Source organism: Actinokineospora terrae, assembly GCF_900111175.1.
Classification (GTDB): domain Bacteria; phylum Actinomycetota; class Actinomycetes; order Mycobacteriales; family Pseudonocardiaceae; genus Actinokineospora; species Actinokineospora terrae.
In genome coordinates this window covers 43,148-70,058 of sequence record NZ_FOGI01000012.1, presented here as the reverse complement: position 1 = coordinate 70,058, position 26,911 = coordinate 43,148, and the positions used below count along the sequence as shown (strand labels likewise).

The window sequence follows — 26,911 nt, the reverse complement described above, 5'->3', positions numbered from 1 at the left end:
CGGAGGCAGCGCAGATGAACCCCGTCGAGACCTCAGCGATCCTCTGGCGGCAGCGCGAGCTGCTGTCCCTGCTGCTGTTCAAGCTCGAGGTGGAGAGCCTGCTGCTGGCCGCGGGCCGCACCAGGTGGTTGGGGTCGGCGACCTACGAGGTCGAGCTGATGCTCGAGCGCATCCAGAGCACCGAGCTGCTGCGCGCCGCCGCGGTCGACGAGCTCGCCGAGACCCTCGGCCTGCCGCCCGGCCCGAGCCTGGCCACCCTCACCGATGCCCTGGACGAGCCGTGGACGGCGGTGTTCGCCGAGCACCGCACCGCGCTGGCGACCCTGTCGGCCGAGATCGAGGCCGCTGTCGAGGCCAACCGCGACCTGCTGACCTCGGGCCGCCGCGCGGTCGCCGAGGCGCTGCGCGTGGTGCGCGGCGGCGGTGACGGCAGCCTGTACCGCGCCGACGGCAGCACCGCACCCGCGGCCGTGGGTGCCCGACTCGTGGACGAGGCCCTGTAGATGAGCTCCTTCAACGGGATCAACACCGCCCTCACCGCCCTGCGCACCCAGCGCCAGGGCCTCGAGCTGGCCGGTCAGAACATCGCGAACGCGGGCACCGAGGGCTACACCAGGCAGCGCCTGGAAACCTCCTCGATCGGCGGCTCCCCGGTCCCGGCCTTCTGGTCGACGCCGAACCGGCTCTCCACCGGCCAGGGCGTCCAGGTCACTTCGGTGAACCGGCTGCAGGACGCCTACATGGACGCCCGCGTGCGCTCCGAGCACGAGCGCAAGGCCACCACCGACACCAACCACGACGTCCTCGTCGACGTCGAGCGGGTCTACAACGAGCCGAGCGACAACGGCCTGCAGGCCCAGCTCACCGACCTGTGGTCCGGCTTCGCCGACGTGGCCGACAACCCCGGCGACCCCGGGTCCCGCACCCAGCTGCTCACCCGCGCCCAGTCCGTGGCGAGCACGCTCAACGCCGCGTCAGCCGAGCTGGCAGGCCAGTACTCCGACCGCCGCACGCAGCTGGTCAACAACGTCAACGACATCAACGCCGCCTCGAAGCAGCTGGCGAGCCTCAACGAGGCCGTCGTGCGCGCCAAGGCCGCCGGTGTCAGCGCCAACGAGCTCTCCGACCAGCGCGACAACGCCGCCCTCAAGCTCGTCGAGCTCACCGGTGGCCAGCTCACCCGCGGTGCCGACGACTCCGTCACCATCACCCTCGGTGGGTCCAACCTGGTGAGCGGCAGCACTTCCCGCGACCTGAAGGTGACCAACGGCGCCGACATCGCCTCCGCTGGCGCTGACCCGGTGACCCTCAAGTGGGTGGACACCGACACCGTCGCCACCGGCGCTGGCGGCAAGGCGGGCGCGCTGCTCAACGGACTCAACACCGTGCTGCCCGACCAGCTGGCCCGCTTCGACAAGGTGGCCAACGCACTCACCACCACCATCAACACCGCCAACGCCGCCGGGTTCACCAAGGCGGGCGTCGCGGGCGGCGCCCTGATGTCGGGCACCACCGCGGCCACCATCAAGGTCGCCACCACCAACCCGGCCGACATCGCCGCGTCGGCGAGCAGCACCCAGGCCCTCGGCGGCGGCAACGCCGACGCGATGGCCAGGCTCGGCTCGAAGTCCGGCGGGGCCGACGAGGTCTACCGCACCAACGTCGCCGACATCGGCATGCGCGTGCGCGCCGCCGAACAGGCCGCCACCACCCAGGGCACCATCACCAACCAGGTCGACTCCGCGCGGTCGGCCACCTCCGGGGTCAACCTGGACGAGGAGCTCACCTCGATGATCACCTACCAGCGCTCCTACGAGGCCGCCGCCAAGGTCATGTCCACCGTGGACTCGATGCTCGACACGCTGATCAACCGGATGGGGGTCTAGCCATGACGGGTTTCCGGGTGACCGAGCAGTCCACCTCGGCCAAGGTGCTGGCCGGTCTGCGCACCAGCCAGAACAACGTCGACCGGCTGCGCGAGCAGATGACCACCGGCAAGCAGGTGGCCAAGCCGTCGGACTCCCCGACCGGCGTCGTCTCGGCCATGCAGGTCCGCTCCGACATCGCGACCCGCGACCGCTACGACCGCAGCGCCACCGACGGCATCGCCAGGCTGAGCACCGCGGAGAACGCGCTGAGCACCGGCAGCGACCTGCTCAACCGCGCCCGCGACCTGGTGCTGCAGGGCATGTCCGAGCCCGCGCTGAGCAACCCGTCGGCGCGCGCCGGGATCGCCGTCGAGGTCCGCTCCCTGCGGGAGAACATGATCTCGGTCGCCAACACCACCTACCTGGACCGCCCGGTCTTCGGCGGCACCACCGACAAGACCAGCGCGTTCCTCGACACCGGCGTGTACCAGGGCGACACCGGCAGCGTGCAGCGCCGCGTCGGCGACAGCACCCAGGTCCGCGTGGACGTCTCCGCGGACGTCTTCGGCACCAGCGCGGGCAACGTCTTCGACGTGCTCGCCTCCATCGCCACCGGCCTGGAAACCAACCCCGCCACCCTTTCCGGTGACCTCGATCGGTTGGATCTCGCCAAATCGCGTGTCACGAACGAACTCGCGGGGGTGGGCAGCCGTTACAGTCAGCTCACCGCGGCCCAGGACACCGCGAGCACCCAGGTCCTGGCGCTGACCGGGCGGTTGTCCGAGATCGAGGATATCGACATGGCCAAGGCGGTGATCGACCTGCAGACCCAGACCGCGGGCTACCAGGCGGCGCTCGCCGCGACCGCCCGGGTCGTTCAGCCCTCCCTGTTGGACTTCCTGCGATGACCGCCGCGCTTTCCACGCCGTCCGCTGGACGTTCCACGCTGTCCGCTGGACCTTCCACGCTGTCCGCGCCGCTTGCCCGAGGAGGCACCGCGTCCGCCGTGAGCACCACCGCAGCCGAGGCAGGGCACGCACTGCCGACCATCGAGTTCCGCACCCCCATGCCGGGGTTCCCGGAGCACCGCGAGTTCGTGCTGGTCGCCGTCGACCCCGACGGCCCGCTGTTCACGCTGCGCTCGGTCGACGACCCGGCGCTGCGCTTCCTGGTGGTGCCGCCCGCGCCGTTCTACCCGGACTACGCCCCGCAGGTCAGCGCCCAGGTGCTGGAGCAGCTGGGCACCACGGACCCTGAGGACCTGCTGGTCCTGCTGGTGGTCACCGCCGCCGGTTCGGTCGCCGAGGCCACCGCCAACCTGCTCGCCCCGGTCATCGTCGACCAGAGCACCCGACGAGCGGTCCAGGTGATCCTGGAGGAAGATCTCCCCATCCGAGCCCGGTTGTTGCCCGCCTGAAGCGGTGGGGGGAGGAGAGATCACGTGCTGGTGCTGACTCGTCGGACCGGGGAGAGCGTGCGGATCGGGGACGAGGTCACCGTCACCGTGCTCGACATCAGGGGCGACGTGGTCCGCGTGGGCATCCAGGCACCCAGATCCGTCACCGTGCACCGCGACGAGGTCTACCGGGAACTGCGCAAGGCCAACGAGCAGGCGGCCCGCTCGGTCGACGAGGGCGCCGCCCTGCTCACCGACGCGCTGCGCAAGCGCGGACCCGGCCCGCCCCGCCCCACCGCGGGCACCGCCCCCACTCCGGGGCCGGTGCCGACACCACCCGTTCCCGGGCCCGCCCGCCCCGCCGACCCGCGGCACCCGACCCCCCGCCCGCCGGGGACCTGACGCGCCGGGCACCGGAGTCCCGCCGGGCGGGGTGTCGCACGTCGGGCAAATCACCCATCGTGGTGCCAATCGGTGGGCGCACACCGTGCGGCACGGTGAAATCCCGCGCCCGCCGGTGTCTTGCGGCATGCTGCTGCTGTGCAGCGAGTGACCCCTGAGGGTGAGCAGGACACGACCGAGCCCGCCTACCGGCTCCCGGCCGAAGTGGACTCGCCGACCGAGGGCGGCCCGCCGCGGCGACCGCTGGCCAGGTGGCTGCTGCGCCACCGCGTGCAGCCGGTCGGCCGCGCCGGGCACGAGGACCACGGCACCCCGCAGGCGTGGTGGAAGGTCATGTGCCTCACCGGCGTCGACTACTTCTCCACCCTGTCCTACCTCCCGGCCATCGCCGCCGTCGCCGCGGGCGCCGTCTCCCCGATCGCGACCGTGCTGATCGTGGCGCTGACGCTGTTCGGCATGCTGCCGATGTACCGGCGGGTGGCGGGGGAGAGCCCCAACGGCCAGGGCTCGGTGGCGATGCTGGAGAAGCTGCTGCCGTTCTGGCGGGGCAAGGTGTTCGTGCTGGTGCTGCTGGGGTTCGTGGCCACCTCGTGGATCATCACCATCACCCTGTCCGCCGCCGACGCGACCGTGCACATGGTGGAGAACCCGTTCTTCCCGTCGCTGCTGCACGGCCACGAGGTGCTGGTGACCGTGCTCCTGCTGCTGGTGCTCGGCGGGGTGTTCCTGCTCGGCTTCAGCGAGGCCGTGGTGGTCGCCATCCCGCTGGTGGCGGTGTTCCTGGCGCTCAACGCGGTGATCGTGGTCGTCGGCGTGGTCGACCTGGCCACCCACGGCGCCCAGTTCGCCGACTGGTGGTCCGCGCTGACCTCCGGCGGCAACCTCGTCGGCACCGCGGTGCTGGCGTTCCCGCTGCTGGTGCTCGGCCTGTCCGGCTTCGAGACCGGGGTCAGCATGATGCCGCTGATCGCCGCCGAGGGGGACTCGCCCGAGAAGCGGCTGGCGAGCCGGGTCCGCAACACCCGCAAGCTGCTCACCACCGCGGCGCTCATCATGTCCGGCTACCTCATCGCCACCAGCCTCATCACCACCGTGCTCATCCCGGCCAAGGAGTTCGAGCCGGGCGGGGCCGCGGTCGGCCGCGCGCTGGCCTACCTCGCGCACTCCAGGCTGGGCGACGTCTTCGGCACCGCCTACGACATCAGCAGCATCCTGATCCTCTGGTTCGCCGGGGCGTCGGCGATGGCCGGGCTGATCAACATCGTGCCGCGCTACCTGCCGTCCTACGGCATGGCGCCGGAGTGGGGCCGCGCGGTCCGCCCGGTCGTGCTCGTCTACACCGCGCTGTGCGTCGTCATCACCATCGCCTTCGACGCCGACGTCAACGCCCAGGCAGGCGCCTACGCCACCGGCATCCTGGCGATGATGGTCTCCGGCGCGTTCGCCGTCACCATCTCCGCGCTGCGCCGCAAGGAGACCGGCAAGACGGTCGGGTTCTGCGCGCTCACCCTCGTGCTGCTCTACGCCCTGGTGGCCAACGTGGTCGAGAAGCCGGACGGCCTCGCGATCTGCGCGGTGTTCGTGGCCGGGGTCGTCGCGGTGTCGCTGGTCTCCCGGGTCACCAGGACCACCGAGCTGCGCGCCGACCGGATCGAGTTCGACGAGCAGGCCCGCCGGTTCGTCACCGACTCGCTCGAGCACGACGGCAGGCTCAACATCATCGCCAACAAGCGCCAGGCCGGGGACGCCGAGGAGTACGCGGCCAAGGAGGCCGAGCAGCGCGGCCTCAACCCGGTGCCCGGCGGCGCGGACGTGCTGTTCCTGGAGATCGACGTGGTCGACCCGTCGGACTTCAGCGACGTGCTGCGGGTGCGCGGGGTCGACGTGGACGGGCACCGGGTGCTGCGCGCCGACAGCCCGGCCGCGCCCAACGCGATCGCGGCGCTGCTGCTCGCCCTGCGCGACGCCACCGGGGTCAAGCCGCGGTGCTACTTCGAGTGGTCGGAGGGCAACCCGCTCACGCACCTGTTCCGCTACCTGCTGCTCGGCCAGGGCGACACCGCCCCGGTGACCAGGGAGATCCTGCGCGCCGCCGAGCCGGACCCCGCTCGCAGACCGGGTATCCACGTGGGCTGACCGGGTGGCACCAGCCCCACGCGACCAAGTCCCCGCTGATCCGCGCGCCGGGCTGCCAAGCCGGGAACGATGCCGGGCGGGGATGAGGGGGTGGGTGGCGGGAGGAATGTGCACAGTGCGGCTTTCCTCAGATCTGGTGTCTTCGAGCCGAGTGTCCGGGAAACGAAGGACGTCAGTGGTGAGGAGTGGGCCGTGGCACTGTTCGCACCAGCCAGCGCGTTGCTCGGCAGGCTCAAGTACGCGTACAAGATCCTTCTGCTCACCGTGGTCCTGCTGCTGCCGCTGGCCTTCGTGTCGTGGGGCTACATCGGCATCCAGACCGCCCAGGTGGACTTCAGCGCCAAGGAGCGCGACGGCGTCGCGTACCTGCGCCCCGTCCTGACCCTGACCGCGGCCACTGTGGACGCCCGCAGGGCCACCGCGGCGGGCACCACCACCGGCGCGATCACCGACGAGATCGCCGCGGTCGACGCCGTCGACGCGACCCTGGGCGCCGAGCTCGGCGTCTCCGCGGCCTGGAGCACCGCCAAGACGGCGCTGTCCGCCGCGGTGAAGGCCGGTCAGGGCCAGGCCGCCTACGACGCGTACGGCAAGGCCTCCGCGGCGCTGCTGACGCTCATCGTGTCCATCTCGGACACCTCGAACCTGACGCTCGACCCGGACCTCGACTCGTACTACCTGATGGACGCGCTGGTGTTCCGCCTGCCCGCGCTGCTCGACCTGGCCGGTCAGGTCGTCGACGACGCCACCCTGGCCGTCGCCGACGGCTCCACCGACCGCCTGGAGGAGACCCGGCTGCGCCTGTCGAAGGCCTCCGGCGCCCTGGAGAACACCCAGGCCGCGGTCGACACCGGGATGAAGACCTCGTTCGAGAAGACCTCCCGCGCCGAGCTGGCCGCCGCCAAGTCCGATGTGGACGCAGAGCAGAAGGCGCTCGGGGCGATCCTGGCCCAGGTCAACACCGCGGTGGGGACCGGGAACCTGTCCGCGATCACCGCCGCGACCGGCGACACCGCGCGCACCGAGGTCGTCCAGCTGATGGACAAGCTGGGCCCCGAGCTGGACGCGCTGCTGGTGACCCGCATCGACGGGTTCGAGCAGAAGGCCCTCGTGGTCGAGCTCGCCACCCTGATCGCGGTGCTGGTGGTCGGCTACCTGCTGGTCGGCTTCTACCTCTCGGCGACCGTGCCGCTGCGCCGCACCGTGGGCACCCTGCGCGCCCTGGCCGAGGGCGATCTCACCCAGCGCGTGCCGGTCGACACCCGCGACGAGGTCGGCCAGATGGGCACCGCGCTCAACGAGGCGCTCGGCCGGGTCAAGTCCGCCATCGAGGAGCTGCAGGGCGACGCCGACGGCGTGGCCAGCGCCTCCACCGAGCTGTCCGCGGTCTCCGGGGAGCTGCGCCGCACCGCCGAGTCCAGCGCGGCGCGGGCCGGTGAGGTCGGCTCCATCGCCAACCAGGTCTCCGCCCACGTCGACTCGGTGTCCACCGGCGCCGACGGCATGACCGCCGCCATCGACGAGATCTCCTCCGGCGCCAGCCGGGCCGCCGCCGTCGCCGTCGAGGCGGTCGACGCCGCCATCGCCACCCAGTCCACCATCAACCGCCTCGAGGAGAGCTCCAAGCAGATCGGCGAGGTCGTCAAGGTCATCACCGCCATCGCCGACCAGACCAACCTGCTGGCCCTCAACGCCACCATCGAGGCCGCCCGTGCGGGCGAGTCCGGCAAGGGCTTCGCCGTGGTCGCCGGTGAGGTCAAGGACCTCGCCCACGAGACCTCCAAGGCCACCGGCGACATCTCCGCCAAGGTCGAGGCCATCCAGACCGACGCCAAGGCCGCCGTCGCCGCCATCGAGGGCATCGCGAGCGTCATCGCCCGCATCAACGACTTCCAGACCACCATCGCCGCGGCGGTCGAGGAGCAGTCGGCCACCACGGGGGACATAAGCCGCGCCATCGGCCAGGTCGCCTCCGGCGCACGCGAGATGGCCATCGGCATCGGCGAGGTCGTCGAGGAGAACCAGCAGACCACGACCGGCGCCGTGTCCACCGCGGTGGCGGCCGAGGAACTCGCGGGCACCGCCGAGCGCATGCGCGGCATCGTGGGTCGGTTCACGATCTGACCGGGACACCGGGCCGAGCAGGACACCGGTTACCGGGGCCCACTGGGTCCCGGTTCCCTTGCTGTCGCGGCAACGGCGGTGCCGGCCGATGATGAACCGGTCTCGCGGCGGCACATCCGGTCTCGCGGACCTCCGAAGTCCATGGGACACAGGGGTTTCGCGTTTCGGCATCGGCCATTGCGGTGAACCGCCCGCCAAGGTGTGGCGTGTTTCTGGCTTGCTGGCCATCGCGGTCGCCGAGTGCGGCATGCTGGCGCCGTGCCGCAACCGGACCTGCTATTCACCCAGGTCAGAGCCGAGATCCGCAAGCTCCGACCGGGTCGTGGCGTCTACGAGCCGGACCTGTTCCTCCGGCTCGGACCGCACCTGCTGCGGCTGTGCGGGACGACGGCGGACTCCGCGCAGGTGCGGCCGACGCTGATCCAGCAGTTGCTCGCCTGCGCCAGCGCGCTGCCCGGTGAGCACCAGGACGTCCTGGCCATCAGCCTGGCCATCGACAGCGAGGTCAGCGCGCTGACCAGGTTCACCGACCGGGTCGCCAGGGTGGCCACCCTGCTGCGGGTGAGCACCAGGACCGCCATCCGCCGGATCAACGACGCCGAGACCGAGTTGGCGACCGAGATCGCCACCGTGCTCTCGGCCGGCCCCGGCGTCGAGCGCTTCGTCAGGTCCTACTACGTCCGCGAGTACCGGGCCGTGGTCGACCACACCCGCGCGCACGCCGACCCGGCGACCGTGGTGGTCCACCAGGAACGCGAGATCGTCTGCGTCCAACCGGGACTGGCCGAGGTGCCGATCCGCTTCGGGCTGCCGGACCACCCCGACACCCCGGAGTCGATGTTCTCCGTCCAGGTGCACCACGGTGGCCGGATCCGGTCGCAGCGGCGGATCTCGCCGACCGGGTTCGAACTCCTGGTCACCCTGCCCGCCCCGCTGGCCCAGCGGCAGTCGCACCGCTTCAGCCTCGTCTTCACCTTCCCCGCCGACCTCGTCCGCGCCCACCACGTGATCACCGGCGAGGTCACCATCCGCAGGTACCTGCTCATCGTCCGGTTCCACCCCGACCACCTGCCGACCTGGATCAGGCGGGTGGACGCGGAGGACATCCGGACCCTCGACGCCTTCGCCGACCGCGCCCGCGCCCCCTACGGGGAGTTCGCCCTCGACGCGGTGGGCGAGATGCGCCTGGAGTTCGACCGGCTCAGCCCGCACCTGGCCTACGGCTGCCAGTACAGCTGGGCCGATCCGCCGGGGGGTGGTGGGCGAGAACGGTGAACCGGGTGGGCCCGCCGCCGGGGCGGACCCACCCCGCCCACTACCGGCCGGACTTGCCCGCCGCGTCGCGGCGGCCCGCACGCGGGGCGATCGCCGAGCGGACGGCCCTGCCCACCCGGACCGCGAAGGCGAACGCCGACCGCGACCACGTCAACACCATCGCGTCGGTGGTGCCGCAGGCCAGCATCCACAGCGCACCGGCGATGAACAGGTAGATGTCCATGCCGCCACCGCCTGCGGGAACCATGAAAGGGATGGAGGTCTTGAATTCCATTGTGCCACCTCTTATGTCTCTGACGTCGAACGAATCGGGCAACGCAGAGGTTTGTTCCGCCGGGAAGTGCGCGGCTGTCCCGGCGGACGCTTTTCGGGTAAACGCTGGTGAGCAGCCGCGGATCACCGTCCGAGTGGTCGGACACCGGGCCGGTCGGACACCGGGCGCGGCGAGGGAGGGGAGTGGCCGGTGGCGGGCACGGGCGTGACGCCGGAGGAGTTGCTGAGCGATTTCGGGTCGCTGTTCGACGCGCAGACCAGGAGCCTGCGGGGCCTGGCCACCGCGTCGGGCGTCGGCGCGGAGACCATCCGCGGCTGGAAGGACGAGGGGCGCTTCCCCAAGAACACCACCGGTTTCCTCGAGGTCGTCCGGCTGTGCCTGCGCTCGCTCAAGGAGGGTGCGCCGACCCAGCGGTGGGGTGCGGCCGAGTGGGAGATCCGCTACCACGAGGCCAAGCGGGTGTGGGAGGACCGGACCGGCGAGCGTGCGGCCAGGAAGGCGATTCCCCTCGGCCGCGCCGAACAGCAGGCGTCCCCGTCGATCCAGGTTCACGGCGGCGATTACGTCAACGAGTCGAAACACACAATGCACATCGGGAATGTGAACCACTACACCGACCCCGGATCGCGCTGACCGTGCGAATACCGGTGGACCGCTGAAACCACGAGGAGTGCTCATGGCAACTGGTGAGATCAGGATCGCGAACGGGATCCTGTGGATCGGCAGCGAGGCCTACCCGCTGCGCAACATCTCCCACGTCGGCTCGCGCTGGATCGACCCGCAGCCGATCAAGCGCAAGGCGGTGAAGGACTTCGTCGTGCGGACCCTGATCTGCCTGGTCGTCGCGGGCGTCGTCGCCACCGCCTCCACGCCCGCCGCGGTGCTCGTCGCGCTCGGGGGCCTGGCGCTGCTGATCTGGCGGCTGTCGGTGGCGCTGGGCCTGCGGCCGATCTACGGCCTGGTCCTCAACACCGCGGGCGTGCAGCAGGACGCCATCTGGAGCTACGAGGAGGACGAGATCATGAAGCTCATCGCGGCCACCACCGAGGCGATCGGCAACCCCGACACCGCGCCGCGGATTCTCAACGTCCACAACGTCGTCGCGGGTGACGTCATCCAGCAGTACGGGAGCGACAACACCGGCAAGCAGGTCAACGTCGGCGCGGGGCGGTGACCGGGATGAGCGGCGAGGACCGGTACGTGATCCACAACCTCGGCAACTCCGTCGGCGGGGACATCATCCAGCAGTACGGCAGCGGGAACATCGGCAAGCAGGTCACGACCGGGTCCGGTGACGCCGTGCTCGACAAGACCCACCAGGCCGCTCCCGAGCACCAGCAGACCGTGGTCGTGCACGGCGGTGACTACGTCGACCGGGACAAGCACGCCACCCACGTCGGCGACGTCAACCACGGCCTCCACCAACGCCCCGGTGACCCGCCGGGGCCGTGGCCGCAGGACCGCCAGTAGGTACCCGCGCGCCGGGTCGGTGCGGGGTCCGCGACTCGGCGGGCGGGGCGGACGGGTAGGCGTGGCACCGGGCGCGCGCTCGGGAGCGTCCCGATCTCGGGACGTGCCACGCGGTCGGGGGACCGCCCGCCGCTCAGGCGGCGGCCAGGCGGTGCAGAGTCGCGGTGCGGGTCTCGGATCGGTCCACCAGGATGGCGGTGGCGTTGTCGTCGCCCTTGGCGGCGTTCACCACAGCGGTGGCGGGGGTGGGGGAGTGGGCCAGCAGGGCCGCGATCCGGGATGCCGACAGTCCCTTGTGGACGCCGTCGGTGGTCAGCAGGAGTGCGGTGGGCTGGTAGGTGTCCACCTCCCCGATGGACTCCGGCGACGCGGTCCGGACGCTCGTGGTGACGATGTTGTTCAGGTGTGGGGCCACGGCGACGCCGCGGTCCGCGAAGTACTGGGCGATGGTGTGGTCGGTGGTCAGCTGCCGGACCACGGAACCGTCCCAGGTGTACGCGCGGGTGTCGCCCGCCCAGGCGACGCGGTAGCCGGTGGGGGTGGCGTGGGCGACGACCAGGACGCAGTCGCCCTCGGCCAGGGCGCAGACGGCGCGTTGGGCGGCCAGCAGGCCCTCGCGGGGGTTGATGCCGGTGGTCACCGCGGCGGCGGTGGCCACGCGGGCGGCCAGGGCGGCGGCCGGGGTGTCGCCGATGCCGTCGGCCAGGGCCAGCACCGCGGTGCCGCCGGGGGTGCCGGACGCCGCGGCGTCCGCGTTGACGTGCCGCCTGCCTTGGGATCCTGCCAGGTGCCAGTCCATGGGGTCCTCCTCCGCCGACACCCACTGTCGGCGCGGAAGCTGTGCGTCGGCTGTGCGTTGGCTGACCGCCGGTTATGAAGCCGGACCGGCCAGCGGCAGCTCCAGGCGGATCACCGTCCCGCCGTTGCCGCCGTGCGACGGGGTGAGCACCATGGCGCCGCCGTGGCGCTCGGCGATGGCGCGGGCCAGCACCAGGCCGAGGCCGGAGCCGACGATCAGGTCGCCGTCGTTCTCGCCGAGGGTCATCGTGGTGAACAGCCGCCCCGAGTCGCCGGGCAGCGGGTTCTCGTCGATGACCTCCAGCACCCAGTCGTCACCGCCGACCGAGGAGCGCACGTGCACCGACGCCGAGGGCGGTGAGCTGCCGATCGCGGCGGCCACCACGTGGTGCACCATGCGGGCCAGCAGGTCCCGGTCGCCGGTGAGCACCGTGGCGTCGGCGCCGAGCCCGCTGACCACCGTCACCGACCGGTCCGCCGCGGGCCGCGACAGCGTGGCGATCTGCTCGGCCACCAGCGGACCCACCGGCGTGGGCGCCAGGTCCAGGTGCCGCGAGTGCGACTCCAGCCCGGCCAGGAACAGCAGCTTCTCCACCAGCGTCGCCATCCGGTGCACGTTGCGGTCCACCGCGAGCGCCAGCGTCCGGTCGCCCTGGCCGTCGGTCAGCAGCGGGGTCAACGACGTCAGCGTCGTCAGCGGCGTGCGCAGCTCGTGCGACACCGTCGCGATGAACTCGGTCTTCAGCGACGCCAGCCGCGACAGCTCGGCGTTGCGCCGCTGCAACGAGCGCTGCGACTCGACCTGCTCGGTGACGTCGCGCAGCACCCACAGGTTCCCCAGCCGCTCCCGGTCGTCCTTGATCGGCAGGAAGTCCACCTCCAGCACCCGGTCCGGCCCGAACGGCACCACCGCCCGCCGCACCACCAGCCCCTCGGCCATGCACTGCCGGGCCAGCTCGTCGAGCCCGGAGTAGTGCCCGGGCGGCAGCCCCCGCAGCCCGCGCACCACCTCGGCGCGCTGCCCGCTGAGCTCGGCGGCGTCCCCGCGCAGGTCCAGCATCGCCGCCGCCGCGGTGTTGATGGTCAGCACCACCCGGTCGTCGTCCTGCAGCAGCACGCCGACCTCCAGCGAGTCCACCAGCTGCCGCAGCCGGGTCGCGGTCACCTCCTTGGCCCGCTGCGCCTCCTGCAGCGCGGTGATGTCGTGCGCGAAGGCGACCAGCCCGCCGATGGCCGGGTCGTCGATCCGGTCCAGGAAGTCGATGTCGAGCACCCGCCAGCCCACCGGGGTGCGCACCCGCGCCGAGTGCCGGATCTGCCCGCCGCGGTTGTCGGCGTGCAGGGTCTCGATCAGGTTCGCCAGCTGCGGCTGGTCGTCCGGGTGCACCAGCGAGGTGATCGCCGACAGCGTCGTCTCGCCGTAGCGGACCGGGGTGCCGTCGGGCCAGTGCACCATGTTGCTCCACCGCAGCAGGCCCTCCGGCGTGAACAGCGCCACGATGCTGGGCATCTGCGCGATCACCGCGTCCCGGAAGTCGATGACCCCGCCGTCGGTGCGCACCCCGTCCAGGGTGGCCGCGACGGTGTCCACCAGCGGCGCCAGCCTGGGGTCCGGCTCACCGCCGCAGCGCACCGACACCGCCCCGCCGGAGGTGAGCTGCACGGTGATCGTCGCGTCGGGCACGGGGGTGCCGATGTGGGCGTCGACCACGCCAGGCAGCGCACGCAGCACACCCAGTGCCGCGTGGACGGCCCGGCCGGACCGGTCGGCCCAGGTGACCGCGCGCACCACCGCAGCGCAGTCCCACGGGGAGCTCCCCGCGGAGGTGTCCGCCATGTGCCCTCCTTGTCGTGATCAGTGTGGCGAACCCGCACCCCAAGACCGCGGTGGTGACAACCGTTCCGCACCGGATTCGCTACCGGTGTCCACCCGATCCGGTGAAAAACGTCCATCGTGGACTCGAAACCGCCGCCCGAACCGGTCGCGCTCGTAGTGTTGCCCCGGGGACGCCCCGTACCGCCACTGGAGTGAACCTATGTCGTCGGACCAGGCAGGCCACCGAGCTCGACCCGCGCTCGCGGGGCTGCTCGACGAGGCCACCCGCCTGCTCGGCGGCGACGACCCGGCGCGGGTGGCCGACCTGCTGCACGAGGCGGTCCTGGGTGGACTCGACCCGGACGACACCACCGTGCTGCGCTCGGTCATCGGCCTGGTGCGCGCCCTCAACGACAGCTCGGTCGAGGACGGCGCGGTCCCGCTGCCGCGCTCGGGCCTGCAACCGGTCGCCGACCGGGCCCTGGTGGTCACCGTCAACCAGGACGGCACCATCGCCATCGCGCCGGACGCCCTGCACGACGTCCTGGGCTACCCGGTCTCGGCCGTCCCCCCGCGCAGCATCGGCGACCTGGTGCACCCGCACGACCGCCCCGCGCTGCAGCGCGCCTTCGCCTCCCTGGCCGCCGCCCCCGGCTCGCAGGTCCAGGTGGACGCCAGGGTCCGGCACGCCGACGGCCGCTGGCTGGTGCTCGCGATCAGCATGGTCAACCTGCTGGAGACCACCGGCATCAACGCCGTCGTCGCGCACGGGCACAACGTCACCGAGAAGCGGGCGGCCGACCGGGCGCTCGCGGTGGAGCGGGCCAGGCTGCGCGAGCTGGTGCTGCACCTGGCCGGTGGGGTGGTGGTCGACGACGGCTACCGGGTGCTGCTGGACAACACCGCGTTCGACCGGATCTTCCGGCCCGGCCGCGCGGTCACCGGCGCCACCGTCGCCGAACTGCTCGACCTCATCGCCAGCGAGTGCGCCGACCCGGTGCTGGCCTGGGAGACCCTCGACCGGATGGTCCGCTCCGGGACCGTGCACCGCGCGGTGCGGCTGGCGCTGGCAGGCGGCCGGGTGGCGACCTGCGACCTGGTGCCGCTGCGGGCCAGCTCCTCGATGGGCACCCTCTGGTACTTCCGCGACATCACCCGCGAGTCGGTGGCCCGCTCGGAGCTGGAGGAGACCAACCGGGCGCTGGAGGAGGCGGCGAACCTCAAGAGCCGGTTCGTGGCCACCGTCTCCCACGAGCTGCGCACGCCGCTGACCGCGGTGCTGGCCTTCGCCGAGATGCTGGAGGACTGCCCCGACCCGCTCTCCGCCCAGCAGGCCGCGCACCTGGCGGTCATCAGCCGCAACGCCAACCGGCTGCTGCGCCTGGTCGACGACCTGCTGCTGCTCTCCCGGCTGGAGACCAACCAGCTGTCCATGTCGTTCACCGACATCGACGTGGCCGACCTGGTCGCCAAGGCCACCGAGAACCACGTGCCGATCGGCGCCCGCGCGGGCATCTCGGTCACCGCCTCGGTCGGCACCGGCCCGCGCATCCACGGCGACCCGGCGCGGCTGACCCAGGTGCTCGACAACGTGCTGACCAACGCGCTGAAGTTCACCACGACCGGCGGCGCGGTGCGGGTCTCGGCCAAGGCCGACCAGGCCAGCTGGACCATCGCGATCTCCGACACGGGCATCGGCGTGCCCGCCGCCGACCTGCCCGGCCTGTTCGAGGCGTTCACCAGGGCGTCCAACGCGGGCGCGGCGGGCATCCCCGGCAGCGGGCTGGGCCTGTCGATCTGCAAGCAGATCGTGGCGGTGCACCAGGGCGCGATGACCATCGAGAGCACGGAGGGCGTCGGCACGACGGTGCGGGTCACGCTGCCCGCCGGGCCGGGCGCGGACGATGCGGAGGTCGACACGGGCAGACAGGCGGACGGCGGGAACGGTATCGGTGAGGGGATCGGCACGGGCGGGATGGGGCGGCGATGAGCACGGTGCTGGTGGTGGAGGACGAACCGGACATCGCGCTGGCGTTGCGGGTGATCCTGGAGCGCGCCGGGCACGAGGTGGTGGTCGCCCCGGACGGGCGCCAGGGCCTGCGGGTGCTGCACGAGTCGCACCCGACGCTGGTGCTGCTCGACATCGGGCTGCCGGTGATCGACGGCTGGATGGTGCTCGAGCGCATCCGCGACGTCAGTGAGGTGCCGGTGCTGCTGCTGACCGCGCACGGCATGGAGGCCGACAAGGTCCGCGGCCTGCGCGGCGGCGCTGACGACTACCTGACCAAGCCGTTCTCCACCAGCGAGCTGCTGGCCAGGATCGAGGCCATCCTGCGGCGCACCGAGCAGGCAGGCGGCAGCAGCCAGACCGAGGTCTACGACGACGGCGTGGTCCGGATGGACCACCGGTCCCGCCGGGTGTTCGTCAACGGGGTGGAGGCCGAGGTCAACGCCACCGAGTACCGGTTGCTCTCCACGTTCGTGCAGCACAAGGGCGCGGTGCTGTCCCCGCGCCAGCTGCTCAACCTGGTGTGGAACGACCCGACCGGCATCGGCGCCGACCGGGTCAAGTTCGCGGTGCTGCGGCTGCGCCGCAAGCTGGGCTGGTCGGCGGACGACTCGCCCATCAAGGCCGCCCGCGGCATGGGCTACCGCTACGACGTGCCGAAGGCCTGAGCGCCTTGTCCCGCCTGTCGTGACCCAGGGTCAATACCGACAATTGACCCATGCGGAACAATTGCCCTGATTCTCATTGGTCGCTATTGTCCGGTTGGCCCGAAAGAAAGGGTAGCCGGGCGGTCGAATGCCGACGACCCGACTGCCGAAAAGACACGCCGGTCGCGAGCCCCATCCGGTGTGTTTAATTCCCATGTTCGGAGTGTGCCGCAGAACACACCGCGTTCTTTATGCCGGTGCTACGCTCCCCGGATTTCCACGGCCCTGGGCGGGGCGGGCGAGCGGGAGGCGGCATGGCTGGCCACGCGAGCGGGCAGTCCGCGCACTGGCCGGAGTTCGGCCGCCGGATGCGCGAGTGGCGCAGGCGGGCCGGGCTCACCCAGGCCCAGCTCGGCCTGCGGGTCGGCTACCACCACAGCCTCATCTCCAAGCTGGAGAGCGGCGTCCGGGTGCCCCCGGCGGGCCTGGTCGACTGCCTCGACCAGATCCTGGGCGCCGACGGCGAGCTGATCGCGCTGTGCCGGGAGCCCGCGCGGGAGCCCGACCCGCCCCAGCGCACCCTGTTGTCCCTGATCCCGGGCGCGGGGGCGGAGCAGGTGCCGGTCGCGGTGCGGTTCTGGCCCGCGACCCTGCCCGAGGACGGGATCGGCTGCCCGCTGCACGGCCACGTCGGCTGCGCCGTGCCCGACCTCGACACGGCCCGCGACGTGTTATCCCTGGTCGGACCCGGTAAGACCCCGCCGAGGGGACTCGAGCCCGACCTCACGCACGTGCTCACCGCGCTGCTCGTGGAGTACTCCCGGCAGAGCCTGGAGAGCGGCTCCGCGACCGTCCTGCCCGCGGTCGAGTGGCTCCTGCACGCACTGGCCCGCCTCGGCGACACCGGGGACGACCCGCACCCCGCCCACCAGCGGCTGGCCGCGAACCTCGCCGCCATCGCGGGCAGGCTGCGGATGCACCGGGGGCAGACCACGCTCAGCATGGCCTGGTTCGGCCACGGCCTCGCCCGGGCCGACCTGGTCGGCGACGTCGGCGTCCGGGTCCGGCTGTTGGCCGAGGTCAGCACCCTGGCCAGGCTCGACGGCGACGCCGACACCGCGCTGGCCTGCGGGCGCGCGATGGCCGCCGCCGACCCCGACCGCCCGTGGACCACCGTCCTGGCCAACATGTCCCTGGCCAGGGGCCACGCCGCCGCCGGGGACGACGCCGAGGCGCTGCGCGCGGTGGCCGCCGCCGAGACCGCCTTCGGCCTGTTCGACGAACGCGACCACCTCGAGGCGCCCTGGCTGGGCGGTGACCAGGGCAGGCTGCGCCTGGACGCCGCCGCGGGGGCGGCGCTGCGCGACCTGGCGGTGGTGACCGAGAACCGGGCCCTGGCCAGGCAGGCCGTGCTGGTGACCGGCCAGTCCGTCGCCCTGGTCCCCGAGCGGATGCGACCGGCGGCGCTGCTGCTGTCGGTCCGGCTGGCCGACGCGCACGCCTGCGCCGGGGAGCCGGACGCCGCGGTGGCGATCGCCGAACAGGTCCGGGTGGAGGCCGAGGCGGCGGGCCGCACGACCATCACCGCGGAACTGGCCGGGCTGCGCGCCAGGCTCGGCAGGCGCTGGGGCGCGGTCGCCGCGGTCCGCGAGTTCGCCGACCGGGTCCCCGGAGCGGGCGGGCATACGATCCGGCCATAGCGAAAACCCCGTTCTGGCGAATCGGACAAAGCGGTTGCGGCATTCACCAGGTCTTATGGGGAAATCGCCGGAGTAGCGCCTGGTGGGCGAATTTGCCGGTGTTTGACAATCAGGCGTTCCCACGTTGGATTCCATTGACTGTCACATGGCGATATCTGAATGCTTCGCTGCGCTCGGTGACGTCCGCGTTCCACCCGGCGGTGCACAGCCCACGAGGCCGGAGCAGGGCGCACCGAGCGCAACCCTGCCCACAAGGAGTATTCGATGAAGCGCAGAACGATGACGGCCGGGGTCGCCCTGGCTGTCTTCGCCGGGACGGCGGTCGCGTTGACCGTCAGCCCGGTGTTCGCCAGCCAGGAGCAGCAGGCCCAAGCCCAGGACCACCAGGCGCTGGCCGTCTCCGCCGCCGACCGCGCGGCCGTGAGCGGCCTGGACGCCCTCGCCAAGGGTCCGGACGAGGCGTACTCGCGTGACCTGGTCACCCCGTACGTCAACGACCTCTACTCGGTCTCCTACCAGCGCAGCTACCGCGGCCTCGCGGTCGTCGGCGGCGACGCCACCGTCCTGGCCGACGGCCAGGGCCGCGTCCAGGCCATCGCGGCCGCCACGAAGTCGAAGGTGGCCGTCCCGTCCACCACCGCCGTGGTCGGCAAGTCGGCCGCCGAGCAGACCTCCCGGGGCCTGCAGGGCAAGACCACCAAGGTCGAGTCCTCCCGCCTGGTCGTCAAGGTCACCAACGACGCGCCGAGGCTGGCCTGGGAGCACGTTCTCGTCGGCACGACCAAGGACGGTGGCCCGAGCCACCTCAACGTCTGGGTCGACGCCAACTCCGGCGCCGTGCTGGACAAGGTCGAGGACGCCGCCCACGGCACCGTCAACGGTGAGTGGAACGGCAACGTCAACATCGACACCACCAACTCCGGTGGCACCTACCGCCTCGTGGACCCGAACCGCCCGGGTCTGCAGTGCGCGGACTACAGCGGGGGCACCGTCTTCTCGAAGTCCTCGGACTCCTGGGGCACCGGCTCGGAGACGAGCAAGGAGACCGGCTGTGGCGAGCTGATGTACGCCGCCCAGCAGGAGTGGAACATGCTCCGCGACTGGCTCGGCCGCACCAGCCACAACGGCTCCGGCCGCAGCTGGCCCGCCAAGGTCGGCCTGAACGAGCAGAACGCCTACTGGGACGGTTCCCAGATCACCATCGGCAAGAACTCCGCGGGCAAGTGGATCGCGTCGATGGACGTCGTCGGCCACGAGTACGGCCACGGCCTGGACCAGAACACCCCCGGTGGCACCTCCTCCGAGGCGGGCCTCGGCGAGGGCACCGGTGACATCTTCGGCGCCCTGACCGAGGCGTACGCCAACAACGCCAAGGACGTCCCGGACTACCTGGTCGGCGAGACGATCAACCTCGTCGGCAACGGTCCGATCCGCAACATGTACAACCCGTCCCTGGTGAGCAACAACCCGAACTGCTACAGCGCCTCGATCCCCAACACCGAGGTCCACGCCGCAGCGGGCCCGCTCAACCACTGGTTCTACCTGCTCGCCGAGGGCAACAACCCCGGCGGCGGCAAGCCCACCAGCCCGATCTGCTCGGGTGGTCCGTCCTCGATCACCGGCATCGGCATCAAGGACGCCGGTCGCGTCTTCTACGGCGGCATGCTGCTCAAGACCAGCGGCATGACCTACAAGAAGTACCGCGTCGCCACCCTGAGCGCGGCGAAGTCCCTGGACTCGACCTGCAACCTGTTCAACAAGACCAAGGCCGCGTGGGACGCCATCACCCTGCCCGCGCAGTCCGGTGAGCCCACCTGCACCGGTACCCCGGGCAACGAGTTCTCCGTGTCGCTGAACCCGTCCTCGGGCTCGGTCGTCAAGGGCAACTCCGCCACCTTCTCGGTCGCGACCCAGACCACCTCGGGTTCGGCGCAGAACGTGACCCTGTCCGCCTCGGGCCAGCCCTCCGGCGTGACCGTGTCGTTCTCCCCGACCTCGGTGCAGACCGGTTCCTCCTCCACCGCGACCGTCGCTGTCGGTTCGTCGGTGGCCAACGGCACCTACACGATTACCGTGACCGCGGCGGGCGCCACCAGCCACACCGCGACCTACTCGCTGACCGTCACCGGTGGCGGCAACCCGGACCCGACCGCGCCGAACATCGACGTGGCGGCCGTCCAGGGCCACCTGACCCAGCTCAACACCATCGCGACGAACGCGGGCGGCAACCGCCGCGCGGGTAGCTCCGGCTACACCCAGTCCGTCGCCTACGTCAAGGGCAAGCTGCAGCAGGCGGGCTTCACCGTCGCCGAGCAGAGCTGCACCAGCTGCACCTACGTGTCGAACAACCTGATCGCCGACTGGCCCGGTGGCGACACCGCCCAGACGATCATGTTCGGTTCGCACCTGGACAGCGTCTCCGCGGGCCCCGGCATCAACGACAACGGCTCGGGCTCGGCCACGCTGCTGGAGAACGCCCTGCAGCTCGCCGCCAAGAACCCGACCATGCTCAAGCACGTCCGGTTCGCCTGGTGGACCGACGAGGAGCAGGGCCTCAACGGCTCGAAGTTCTACGTCAACCAGCTGAGCTCGACCGCCCGGTCGCAGATCAAGGCGTACTACAACTTCGACATGGTGGCCTCCCGCAACGGCGGCTACTTCATCAACAACATCACCACCACCGCCGCCGCGCCGCTCAAGGCCTACTGGGACTCGCTGAACCTGTCCCCGCAGGAGAACGTCGAGGGTGCGGGCCGTTCGGACGACTACTCGTTCCAGAACGCGGGCATCCCGTCCTCGGGCTACGCCACCGGTGCCTCGGCGCGCAAGACCTCCGCTGAGGCCACCAAGTGGGGCGGCACCGCGAACGCCGCCTACGACTCCTGCTACCACAGCTCCTGCGACACCACCTCGAACATCAACGCCACGGCTCTCGACCGCAGCGCTGACGGTGTCGCGTACACGATCTGGAAGCAGGCCGTGGGCACCACCACGCCGACCAACGACTTCTCGGTGTCGTTGAACCCGACCTCGGGCACCGTCCAGCAGGGCGGTTCGGCCACCACCACGGTGTCGACCCAGACCACCTCGGGCTCGGCGCAGAACGTCACCCTGTCGGCCACCGGCGCTCCCTCGGGCGTGACCGTGTCCTTCAGCCCGAGCTCGGTGCAGACCGGCTCGTCGTCCACCGCGACCATCAACGTCGGTTCCTCGACGGCCGCGGGCAACTACCAGATCACCATCTCCGGTGTGGGTAGCGCGACTCGCTCGGCGACGTACAACCTGACCGTGGGCAACACCAACCCGGGCAACTGCTCCGGCTCGAACGTCATCGCCAACGGTGGCTTCGAGTCCGGCACCACCCCGTGGACCACCACCTCCGGTGTCGTCGACAACTCGGCGCAGGAGGCCCCGCACGGTGGCTCGTACAAGGCGTGGCTGAACGGCTGGGGCTCGACCCGGACCGACAGCGCGGCGCAGACCGTCACCATCCCGGCGGGTTGCACCAACTCCACGCTGACCTACTGGCTGCGCATCAACACCAACGAGACCGAGAACGTCCAGTACGACACGCTGACCGTCACCGTCGGTGGCACCACGGTCGCCAGCTACTCGAACCTGGACGCGGGCACCTCGTACGAGCAGCGGACCATCAACGTGGGTCAGTTCGCGGGCCAGTCGGTCACCGTGAAGTTCAACGGTGTCGAGGACGCGAGCCTGCAGACCAGCTTCCTCATCGACGATGTGGCGCTGCAGACCAGCTGATCTCGTGCTCTGACAACTGAACAGCAGCGGGGCGGGACCACCAGGTCCCGCCCCGCTCGTCGTCCTCGAACACAGCGGGGCGGGACCGTCGTGGTCCCGCCCCGCTGTCGTGCTCCCCGGTCGACTAGTTGATCCACTCCTTGGCGAGCAGCTCGAAGGAGCGGATCCTGGCGGCGTGCCCGTGGGTGATGGTGGTGACCATCAGCTCGTCGGCCCCGGTGACCCGGCGCAGCGTGTCCAGCTTCTCGGCGACCTCACCGGAGGTGCCGACGAACTGGGTCTCGACGCGGTCGGCGACCAGGGAGCGCAGCTGGTCGGTCCACTCGAAGGCGGCGGCCTCCTCGGCGGTCGGGAACGGGATCGCGCCCTCGCCCGAGCGGATGCTGAGCACCCACTGGCCGTAGGGGCGGGCCAGCTCCCTCGCCGTGGCGGTGTCCTCGGCGACCACCACGTCGGCGGAGACCATCACGTACGGCTCGGGGAACGCCTCTGACGGCACGAACGCCGCCCGGTAGGCCTCCACCGCCTCCAGCACCGACGAGGGGCTCACGTGGTAGTTGGCGGTGAACGGCAGCCCCAGTTCCCCGGCGGCCTTGGCGCTGGGGCCCGCGCTGGAGCCGAGCACCCACAGCTGGGTGTCGGTGCCCTGCGCGGACGGCGCCTGGAACAGGTGGCCGTCGTCGTCGGTGTGCCCGGTGGTGAGGAACGCGAGGATCTGGCGCACCTGGACCCCGTAGTCGACCTCGTCCTCCCGGGCGCCGAGCAGCCGGTGGCTGGCCTCGAACCGCCGCTGCACCTCGGGCCGGTCCAGCGCCCCCTTCGGCCTGCCGGGGATCACCAGCCCGTCCACGTTCCGCGAGGGCACCTGGGGGGCGGTGGTGGACCCGAACAGCTTGGCCAGGTCCTTGGCGCGCACCAGCCCGGACCGGCCGAGCCCGAGGTCGACCCGACCCGGGTGCGCCAGCGCGACGGTGCCGAACTGCTCGGCCACCGACACCGGCGTGTAGTACCCGAGCAGGACCGCGCCCGACCCGACCCGGATCGTGCTCGTGGCCCCCGCGATGATCGCACTGAGCACGGCGGGCGACGACGAGGCGACCCCCGAGGCGAAGTGGTGCTCGGCCACCCAGAACCGCCGGTACCCGAACTGCTCCGCCCGCTGCGCGAGCTCGACGGTCTCCCGCAGCGCGGCCGCGGGCCCGCGCCCGGACGCGACCGGTGCCAAGTCCAAAATAGACAGAGGGACAGACATGGCTCCCCTTCCTCGATCACCCGAGCCGCTCCCGACGCTACCGCCCGGTCGGGGCTATTCCGCGATGTGGGAACCCCGGAATACCCACCCCCCGTGACCGGTTGCAGCAAGATCGACCCGTTCGGCGCAGTATCGACCACCCCCACCCGCGCGATCCTCTCCACGGGACCACCCCGGGGGGAGCCGCGCTGTGCCCACGACCATTCACCGCTATCAAGACGCACCAGTCGCCATCCACCCGAGACCCCACCTCCCCGCCAACATCCCTTTGGCGGAGAACACTTCTACGGGGCTGGCCGGCTCAACTCCGTGCCCTCCGTTCGCCGTTCATCTGGTGGGACACGCTTCTGCCACCGGGATTCGCTCGGTCGAGCGTGCTTCTGCTGGGCTCCCTTCCTCGTCGAGCCTTGATCTGTTTGGTGGCAGGCATTCGGCCGTGTGCGCGGCCTGGGGCCGTTGGTGTCAGGGCGTTTCGTGGTCGGGGATGGGTGGTGTTGTTGCGGCGCCGGTTGGTAACGGCCAACACCTGGGCAAGGACTTGCGGATCCTGCTGGATGGGCGGCGAGGTGCGGGTTGTGAGGCAAGGGGTTGTGGCGTGGGCGTGAGGGTGGCTCGCGGTGTGGGCGGGGCGGGCACTGGTGGTCTCGCGGTCGGGTCGGGTTGTCGTGGTGTGGTGTGGGGGGATGGTTGCGGTGGGGCTTGGGGTCGCGGCGGATGGGTTGGTGTGGGGGCGGTGGTTGGTGACGGGGGCGTGCGGGCAGCTCGGGGGGCACGTGACCGATCTGCTCGTGCGGCGCGGGGCCGCGGTGGTCGGGGTGGGGCGGCGCGAGTGCCCCGGGGGGCACGGCGACGTGCTCTCGTTGGACCTGCGGCGGGGCGGTGACCTCGACGCCCTGCTGCGGCGGTATCGGCCCACCCACGTGGTGCACCTCGCCGCCGTGTCGTCGCCCGCCGCGGTGGCGGACGAGCCCGCGACCGGGTGGGCGCTGAACACCGGGGTCACCGAGCGGTTCGCCCGGTACGCCCGCGACGAGGGCGCGTGGGTGTTCTACCCGTCCAGCGACTTCGTCTGGGACGGGTCGGCCCGCCGCCGCTACCGCGAGGGCGACGCGCCGGTGCAGCGCAGCGCCTACGCCTGGACCAAGCTCGCGGGCGAACGGGCCGTGCTCGACCACGGCGCGGGCACGGTCGCGCGCCTGTCCCTGCTGCACGGCGACCCGGTGTGCCCCAGGCAGACCACCTGGACCCGGGTCGCCGCCGCGCTCCGGGCCGGGCGCGAACTGCCCGTGTGCACCGACGAGTACCGCACCCCGGTCGCCCTCGCCGACGCGGCGCGGGTCGTGGTCGGGCTCGGCGAGCGCCGGGTGCGCGGCCTCGTGCACGTCGCCGGACCCGAGGTGCTGACCCCGCGCGACGTGGTCGTCCGGATCGCCGAGGGCCTCGGGGTCACGCCGCGGCTGCGGGCCATCTCCCGCCGCGACCTGCTCGGTGGCGCCGAACGCCCGGCCAACATGGCCATGTCCGGCGCGCGCCTGGCCGCCCGGTGGCCCGAGTTGGCCCCCGGGCCGATCCGGGTGCGACCCGCGTTCGGCGTGGTGATCCCGGTGTACCGGGGCGCGGACGTGCTGCACCGCGCCGTGCACTCCCTGGCCGCCCAGGACTTCACCGGCGACCTGCACGTGGCCGTGGCCGTCAACGACGGCGACCCCCGGACCCTGCGCGCCGCGCGGCACCTCGCGCCGGTGCTGCGCGAGGTGGGCGCCCGGTGCGTGGTGCTGGCCGCGCCGCCCGGTCGGGTGCCCGCGATCAACGCGGCCGAGTCCGTGCTGCCCGCGGGCGCGCGCCTCTACCTGGACCAGGACGCCGTCCTCTCACCCGACAGCCTCACCGCCCTGACCCGCGCGCTCGCCCCCGGGAGCGGCCTGCACTTCGCCGTCCCCGCTGTGCGCATCGCCGACACCGACAGCGTCGTCTCCCGCGCTTACTACCGCACGTGGCGTTCCCTTCCGTATGTCCGACAGTCCCCGGCCACCATGGGCGCGTACGCCGTGTCCGCCCTCGGCCGCACCCGCTGGGGCGCCTTCGCCCCCGTGCGCTCGGATGACAAGTGGGTGCGCTGGCACTTCGCCCCCGACGAGCGCGCGGTCGTCACGACGGCCACCTATGAGGTGATCGTCCCGCGTGGTCCCCGGGAGTTGGTGCGCGCCCGCCGCCGCTACCAGCGCGGCAACGAGGAGCTGGCCCAGCTCCCCCTGGCCCACGGCGACGGCGCGGACCGCAACAGGGGAGTGGTCGCGACGCTGATCCGGCAGCCTGCGGCGGCCGCGGTGTTCCTCGGTGTGCACGTCGCCGCGGCGGTGTTGGACCGGTGGTCGGCGAAGTGAGGGCTGGGTTGTTCTTCGTCATGGCACCAGTGTGTGGGGTTCGCAAGGTGTCGGGGTGGAGGAGTTCTCGGCTGTGGACAACTCCGGGGGTTGTTGATGGAGCGGTCGCGTGAGGGTGGACGTGGTGGTGCCCGCGCGGGACGAGGGCGCGTTGGTGGGGGCAGGCGTGCGGTCGGTCTTCGCGGGCAGCGCGGGGCTGGACGTCCGCGTGATCGTGGTCGCGAACGGGTGCACCGATGACACGGCGGAGCGGGCGCGGGAGGCCGGGGCGACGGTCGTCGAGGTCGCGGGGGAGGGCAAGGCGGCGGCCCTGAACGTGGGGCTGGCGCGGTGCCGGGACGGCGCGGTCGTGTTCCTCGACGCGGACACGGTGCTGCTGCCGGGAACCCTCGCGCGGATGGCCGCGGCGATGGACGCGCCGGAGCCGCGGTTGGTCGGACCGCGACCGCTGGTGGTGCGCCCGACCGGGTGGCTGGCGCGCAGCTTCTCCGCGGTGTGGACGCGGCTGCCCGCGGTGACCGGGGACGTCGTGGGCGCGGGGTGCTACGCGATCAATGCCGCCGGGCGCGCGCTGGTCCCGCGGTTCCCCGACGTGGTGGCGGACGACGCGTGGGTGCGGATGCAGTTCCGGGAGCGGATTGTTGCGGGGGAGTTCCTGCTGGTCTTCCCCGAGGGTCGCGAACTGGTGGACGTCGTCCGCCGCTGGCGGGACGGCAACGCGGCGCTACCGGAGGCCCCGTCGGCTGGGGCGGGGCAGAACTTGGGGTTCGTCCTGCGCAACCCGGCTCTGTGGCTCAGGTTGCCCGGGTTTATGGCGGTGCTGGCGTTGGGGCGCAGGCAGCGCGGGTGGGCGCGCTCGGAGGGGGTACGCGTCGCGGGCCGGATGGCGCCTGGGTACACGTTCCTCACGGAGGGGACCCCGGTGGAGGGGGCGTACGAGCGGCTTTACGCGCTGGCGTCGCGGTTCCCGGGGGCGGGGGTGTACGGCGGTGGGGTATCGGGGGACGTTCGGTTCGGGAAGCCGCGGGGGGCGGCATTGGTGGAGACGAGGCTGTGGGAGCGGATCGGCCGCCCGAGTGGGCTTGGCGAATTGTGGGTGAGGGCGCGCGCGGCGGGGGCGACGCCGATGGTGCTGCCGCTGGGGGCGGGGCGTGCTGAGCCGCCCCCGAATCCAGCCTAGTTGCCGCTGACCAGGGGAAACCAGGGCCGCGTTCGAGCTGTGGATGGTTCGAGGGGATGGGGATCGCGGCCGGGCAGGGTCTTCCGGCTGGTCGGCACCAGGGCGGCATCCCGGGTGGCGGCATGGGCGTCGTGAGCCGCCCCCGAATCAAGCCTAGGGCCGGGTGAGCTGGGCGAGCCAGGGGTGAGATGCGGGCTGTGGATGGCTGCCGGGGATGGGGATGAGCCGGCGCGGAAGTGCCCCCGAATCGACGGTAGTGGGGGTGGGGTGAGGGGGCCATGGGGCGTGGTTCCGGGTGTGGACAGGTAGCGGGGATGGGGATGGAGCAGGCCTGTGTGGACGGACGCGGGGGTGGTGCTCTGCGGGTCAAGGGGTGTGCTTTGTGCGGCAAGACCGTCACCGGGGGTCGCGGGTCA

At 71.9% G+C, this 26,911-nt stretch carries 21 protein-coding genes; 17 read left to right on the top strand and 4 right to left on the bottom strand.

The genetic code is table 11. The features are described 5' to 3' along the window. Positions 1–14: 14 nt before the first annotated feature. The 8 genes from flgN to BMY07_RS25730 all read left to right on the top strand — a co-directional run bounded on the left by flgN (position 15) and on the right by BMY07_RS25730 (position 9,201). Positions 15–503 carry a flagellar export chaperone FlgN gene (gene flgN / locus BMY07_RS25765; RefSeq protein ID WP_092783996.1) on the top strand — a complete coding sequence of 163 codons (489 nt, stop codon included), beginning with the start codon at positions 15–17 and terminating at the stop codon, positions 501–503. Continuing rightward, complete coding sequence (gene flgK / locus BMY07_RS25760) at positions 504–1,886, top strand: flagellar hook-associated protein FlgK (RefSeq protein WP_092783993.1); 1,383 nt, start codon at positions 504–506, stop codon at positions 1,884–1,886. It abuts the gene before it with no gap. A 2-nt stretch (positions 1,887–1,888) separates the two neighbouring features. Further along, complete coding sequence (locus tag BMY07_RS25755) at positions 1,889–2,776, top strand: flagellin N-terminal helical domain-containing protein (RefSeq protein ID WP_092783991.1); 888 nt, start codon at positions 1,889–1,891, stop codon at positions 2,774–2,776. A gap of 98 nt (positions 2,777–2,874) precedes the next feature. Beyond that, positions 2,875–3,285 carry a flagellar assembly protein FliW gene (gene fliW, locus BMY07_RS25750; RefSeq protein WP_245782661.1) on the top strand — a complete coding sequence of 137 codons (411 nt, stop codon included), beginning with the start codon at positions 2,875–2,877 and terminating at the stop codon, positions 3,283–3,285. Between the two features lie 24 nt (positions 3,286–3,309). Further along, positions 3,310–3,666 (top strand): carbon storage regulator CsrA, encoded by a 357-nt coding sequence (gene csrA, locus BMY07_RS36260; RefSeq protein WP_092783988.1) that lies wholly within the window; start codon positions 3,310–3,312, stop codon positions 3,664–3,666. A gap of 333 nt (positions 3,667–3,999) precedes the next feature. Then, a complete protein-coding gene (locus BMY07_RS25740; protein WP_218150781.1) occupies positions 4,000–5,802 on the top strand; it encodes an amino acid transporter in 1,803 nt (600 codons plus the stop codon). Positions 5,803–5,994: 192 nt separating this feature from the next. After that, complete coding sequence (locus BMY07_RS25735) at positions 5,995–7,926, top strand: methyl-accepting chemotaxis protein (RefSeq protein ID WP_092783982.1); 1,932 nt, start codon at positions 5,995–5,997, stop codon at positions 7,924–7,926. A 258-nt stretch (positions 7,927–8,184) separates the two neighbouring features. Next, on the top strand, positions 8,185–9,201 hold the full coding sequence (locus BMY07_RS25730) for a hypothetical protein (protein ID WP_092783979.1): 1,017 nt from the start codon (positions 8,185–8,187) through the stop codon (positions 9,199–9,201). Between the two features lie 40 nt (positions 9,202–9,241). On the opposite strand, the gene BMY07_RS25725 is transcribed toward BMY07_RS25730, so the two are convergent. Beyond that, positions 9,242–9,475, bottom strand: coding sequence for a hypothetical protein (locus tag BMY07_RS25725; RefSeq protein WP_092783976.1), 234 nt, complete (start codon positions 9,473–9,475; stop codon positions 9,242–9,244). Between the two features lie 189 nt (positions 9,476–9,664). Between BMY07_RS25725 and BMY07_RS25720 the strand changes: the two genes are divergently transcribed. From BMY07_RS25720 to BMY07_RS25710, 3 genes are read left to right on the top strand one after another with little or no spacing between them, the layout of a single operon-like run. Beyond that, on the top strand, positions 9,665–10,108 hold the full coding sequence (locus tag BMY07_RS25720) for a hypothetical protein (RefSeq protein WP_092783973.1): 444 nt from the start codon (positions 9,665–9,667) through the stop codon (positions 10,106–10,108). A gap of 43 nt (positions 10,109–10,151) precedes the next feature. Then, positions 10,152–10,649, top strand: coding sequence for a DUF6232 family protein (locus BMY07_RS25715; protein WP_092783971.1), 498 nt, complete (start codon positions 10,152–10,154; stop codon positions 10,647–10,649). Between the two features lie 5 nt (positions 10,650–10,654). After that, entirely contained in the window at positions 10,655–10,945 is a 291-nt protein-coding gene (locus BMY07_RS25710) for a hypothetical protein (RefSeq protein ID WP_092783968.1), read from the top strand. Positions 10,946–11,078: 133 nt separating this feature from the next. On the opposite strand, the gene BMY07_RS25705 is transcribed toward BMY07_RS25710, so the two are convergent. Together BMY07_RS25705 and BMY07_RS25700 are read right to left on the bottom strand one after the other, a co-directional pair. Beyond that, positions 11,079–11,744, bottom strand: coding sequence for a PP2C family protein-serine/threonine phosphatase (locus BMY07_RS25705; protein WP_092783965.1), 666 nt, complete (start codon positions 11,742–11,744; stop codon positions 11,079–11,081). Between the two features lie 72 nt (positions 11,745–11,816). Beyond that, positions 11,817–13,580 (bottom strand): sensor histidine kinase, encoded by a 1,764-nt coding sequence (locus BMY07_RS25700; protein ID WP_092783962.1) that lies wholly within the window; start codon positions 13,578–13,580, stop codon positions 11,817–11,819. Positions 13,581–13,779: 199 nt separating this feature from the next. Between BMY07_RS25700 and BMY07_RS25695 the strand changes: the two genes are divergently transcribed. The 4 genes from BMY07_RS25695 (at position 13,780) to BMY07_RS25680 (ending at position 21,679) form a co-directional block, all read left to right on the top strand. Beyond that, positions 13,780–15,549 (top strand): sensor histidine kinase, encoded by a 1,770-nt coding sequence (locus tag BMY07_RS25695; protein WP_092783959.1) that lies wholly within the window; start codon positions 13,780–13,782, stop codon positions 15,547–15,549. Then, positions 15,546–16,235, top strand: a complete 690-nt coding sequence (locus BMY07_RS25690; RefSeq protein WP_092783956.1) for a response regulator transcription factor — start codon at positions 15,546–15,548, stop codon at positions 16,233–16,235. The genes BMY07_RS25695 and BMY07_RS25690 overlap by 4 nt, the downstream gene beginning before the upstream one ends. Positions 16,236–16,528: 293 nt before the next feature. Beyond that, entirely contained in the window at positions 16,529–17,914 is a 1,386-nt protein-coding gene (locus BMY07_RS25685) for a helix-turn-helix domain-containing protein (protein WP_092783953.1), read from the top strand. A 264-nt stretch (positions 17,915–18,178) separates the two neighbouring features. Then, positions 18,179–21,679, top strand: a complete 3,501-nt coding sequence (locus tag BMY07_RS25680) for a M28 family peptidase (protein ID WP_245782660.1) — start codon at positions 18,179–18,181, stop codon at positions 21,677–21,679. Between the two features lie 124 nt (positions 21,680–21,803). On the opposite strand, the gene BMY07_RS25675 is transcribed toward BMY07_RS25680, so the two are convergent. Continuing rightward, positions 21,804–22,904, bottom strand: a complete 1,101-nt coding sequence (locus BMY07_RS25675) for an LLM class flavin-dependent oxidoreductase (protein WP_245782659.1) — start codon at positions 22,902–22,904, stop codon at positions 21,804–21,806. Between the two features lie 710 nt (positions 22,905–23,614). Here BMY07_RS25675 and BMY07_RS25670 point away from each other — a divergent pair. Both BMY07_RS25670 and BMY07_RS25665 read left to right on the top strand, forming a co-directional pair. Further along, on the top strand, positions 23,615–25,315 hold the full coding sequence (locus tag BMY07_RS25670; RefSeq protein ID WP_092783947.1) for a sugar nucleotide-binding protein: 1,701 nt from the start codon (positions 23,615–23,617) through the stop codon (positions 25,313–25,315). A gap of 109 nt (positions 25,316–25,424) precedes the next feature. Next, positions 25,425–26,495: a glycosyltransferase family 2 protein gene (locus BMY07_RS25665; protein WP_092783944.1), complete on the top strand. Its 1,071-nt coding sequence runs from the start codon at positions 25,425–25,427 to the stop codon at positions 26,493–26,495. Positions 26,496–26,911 lie beyond the last annotated feature (416 nt).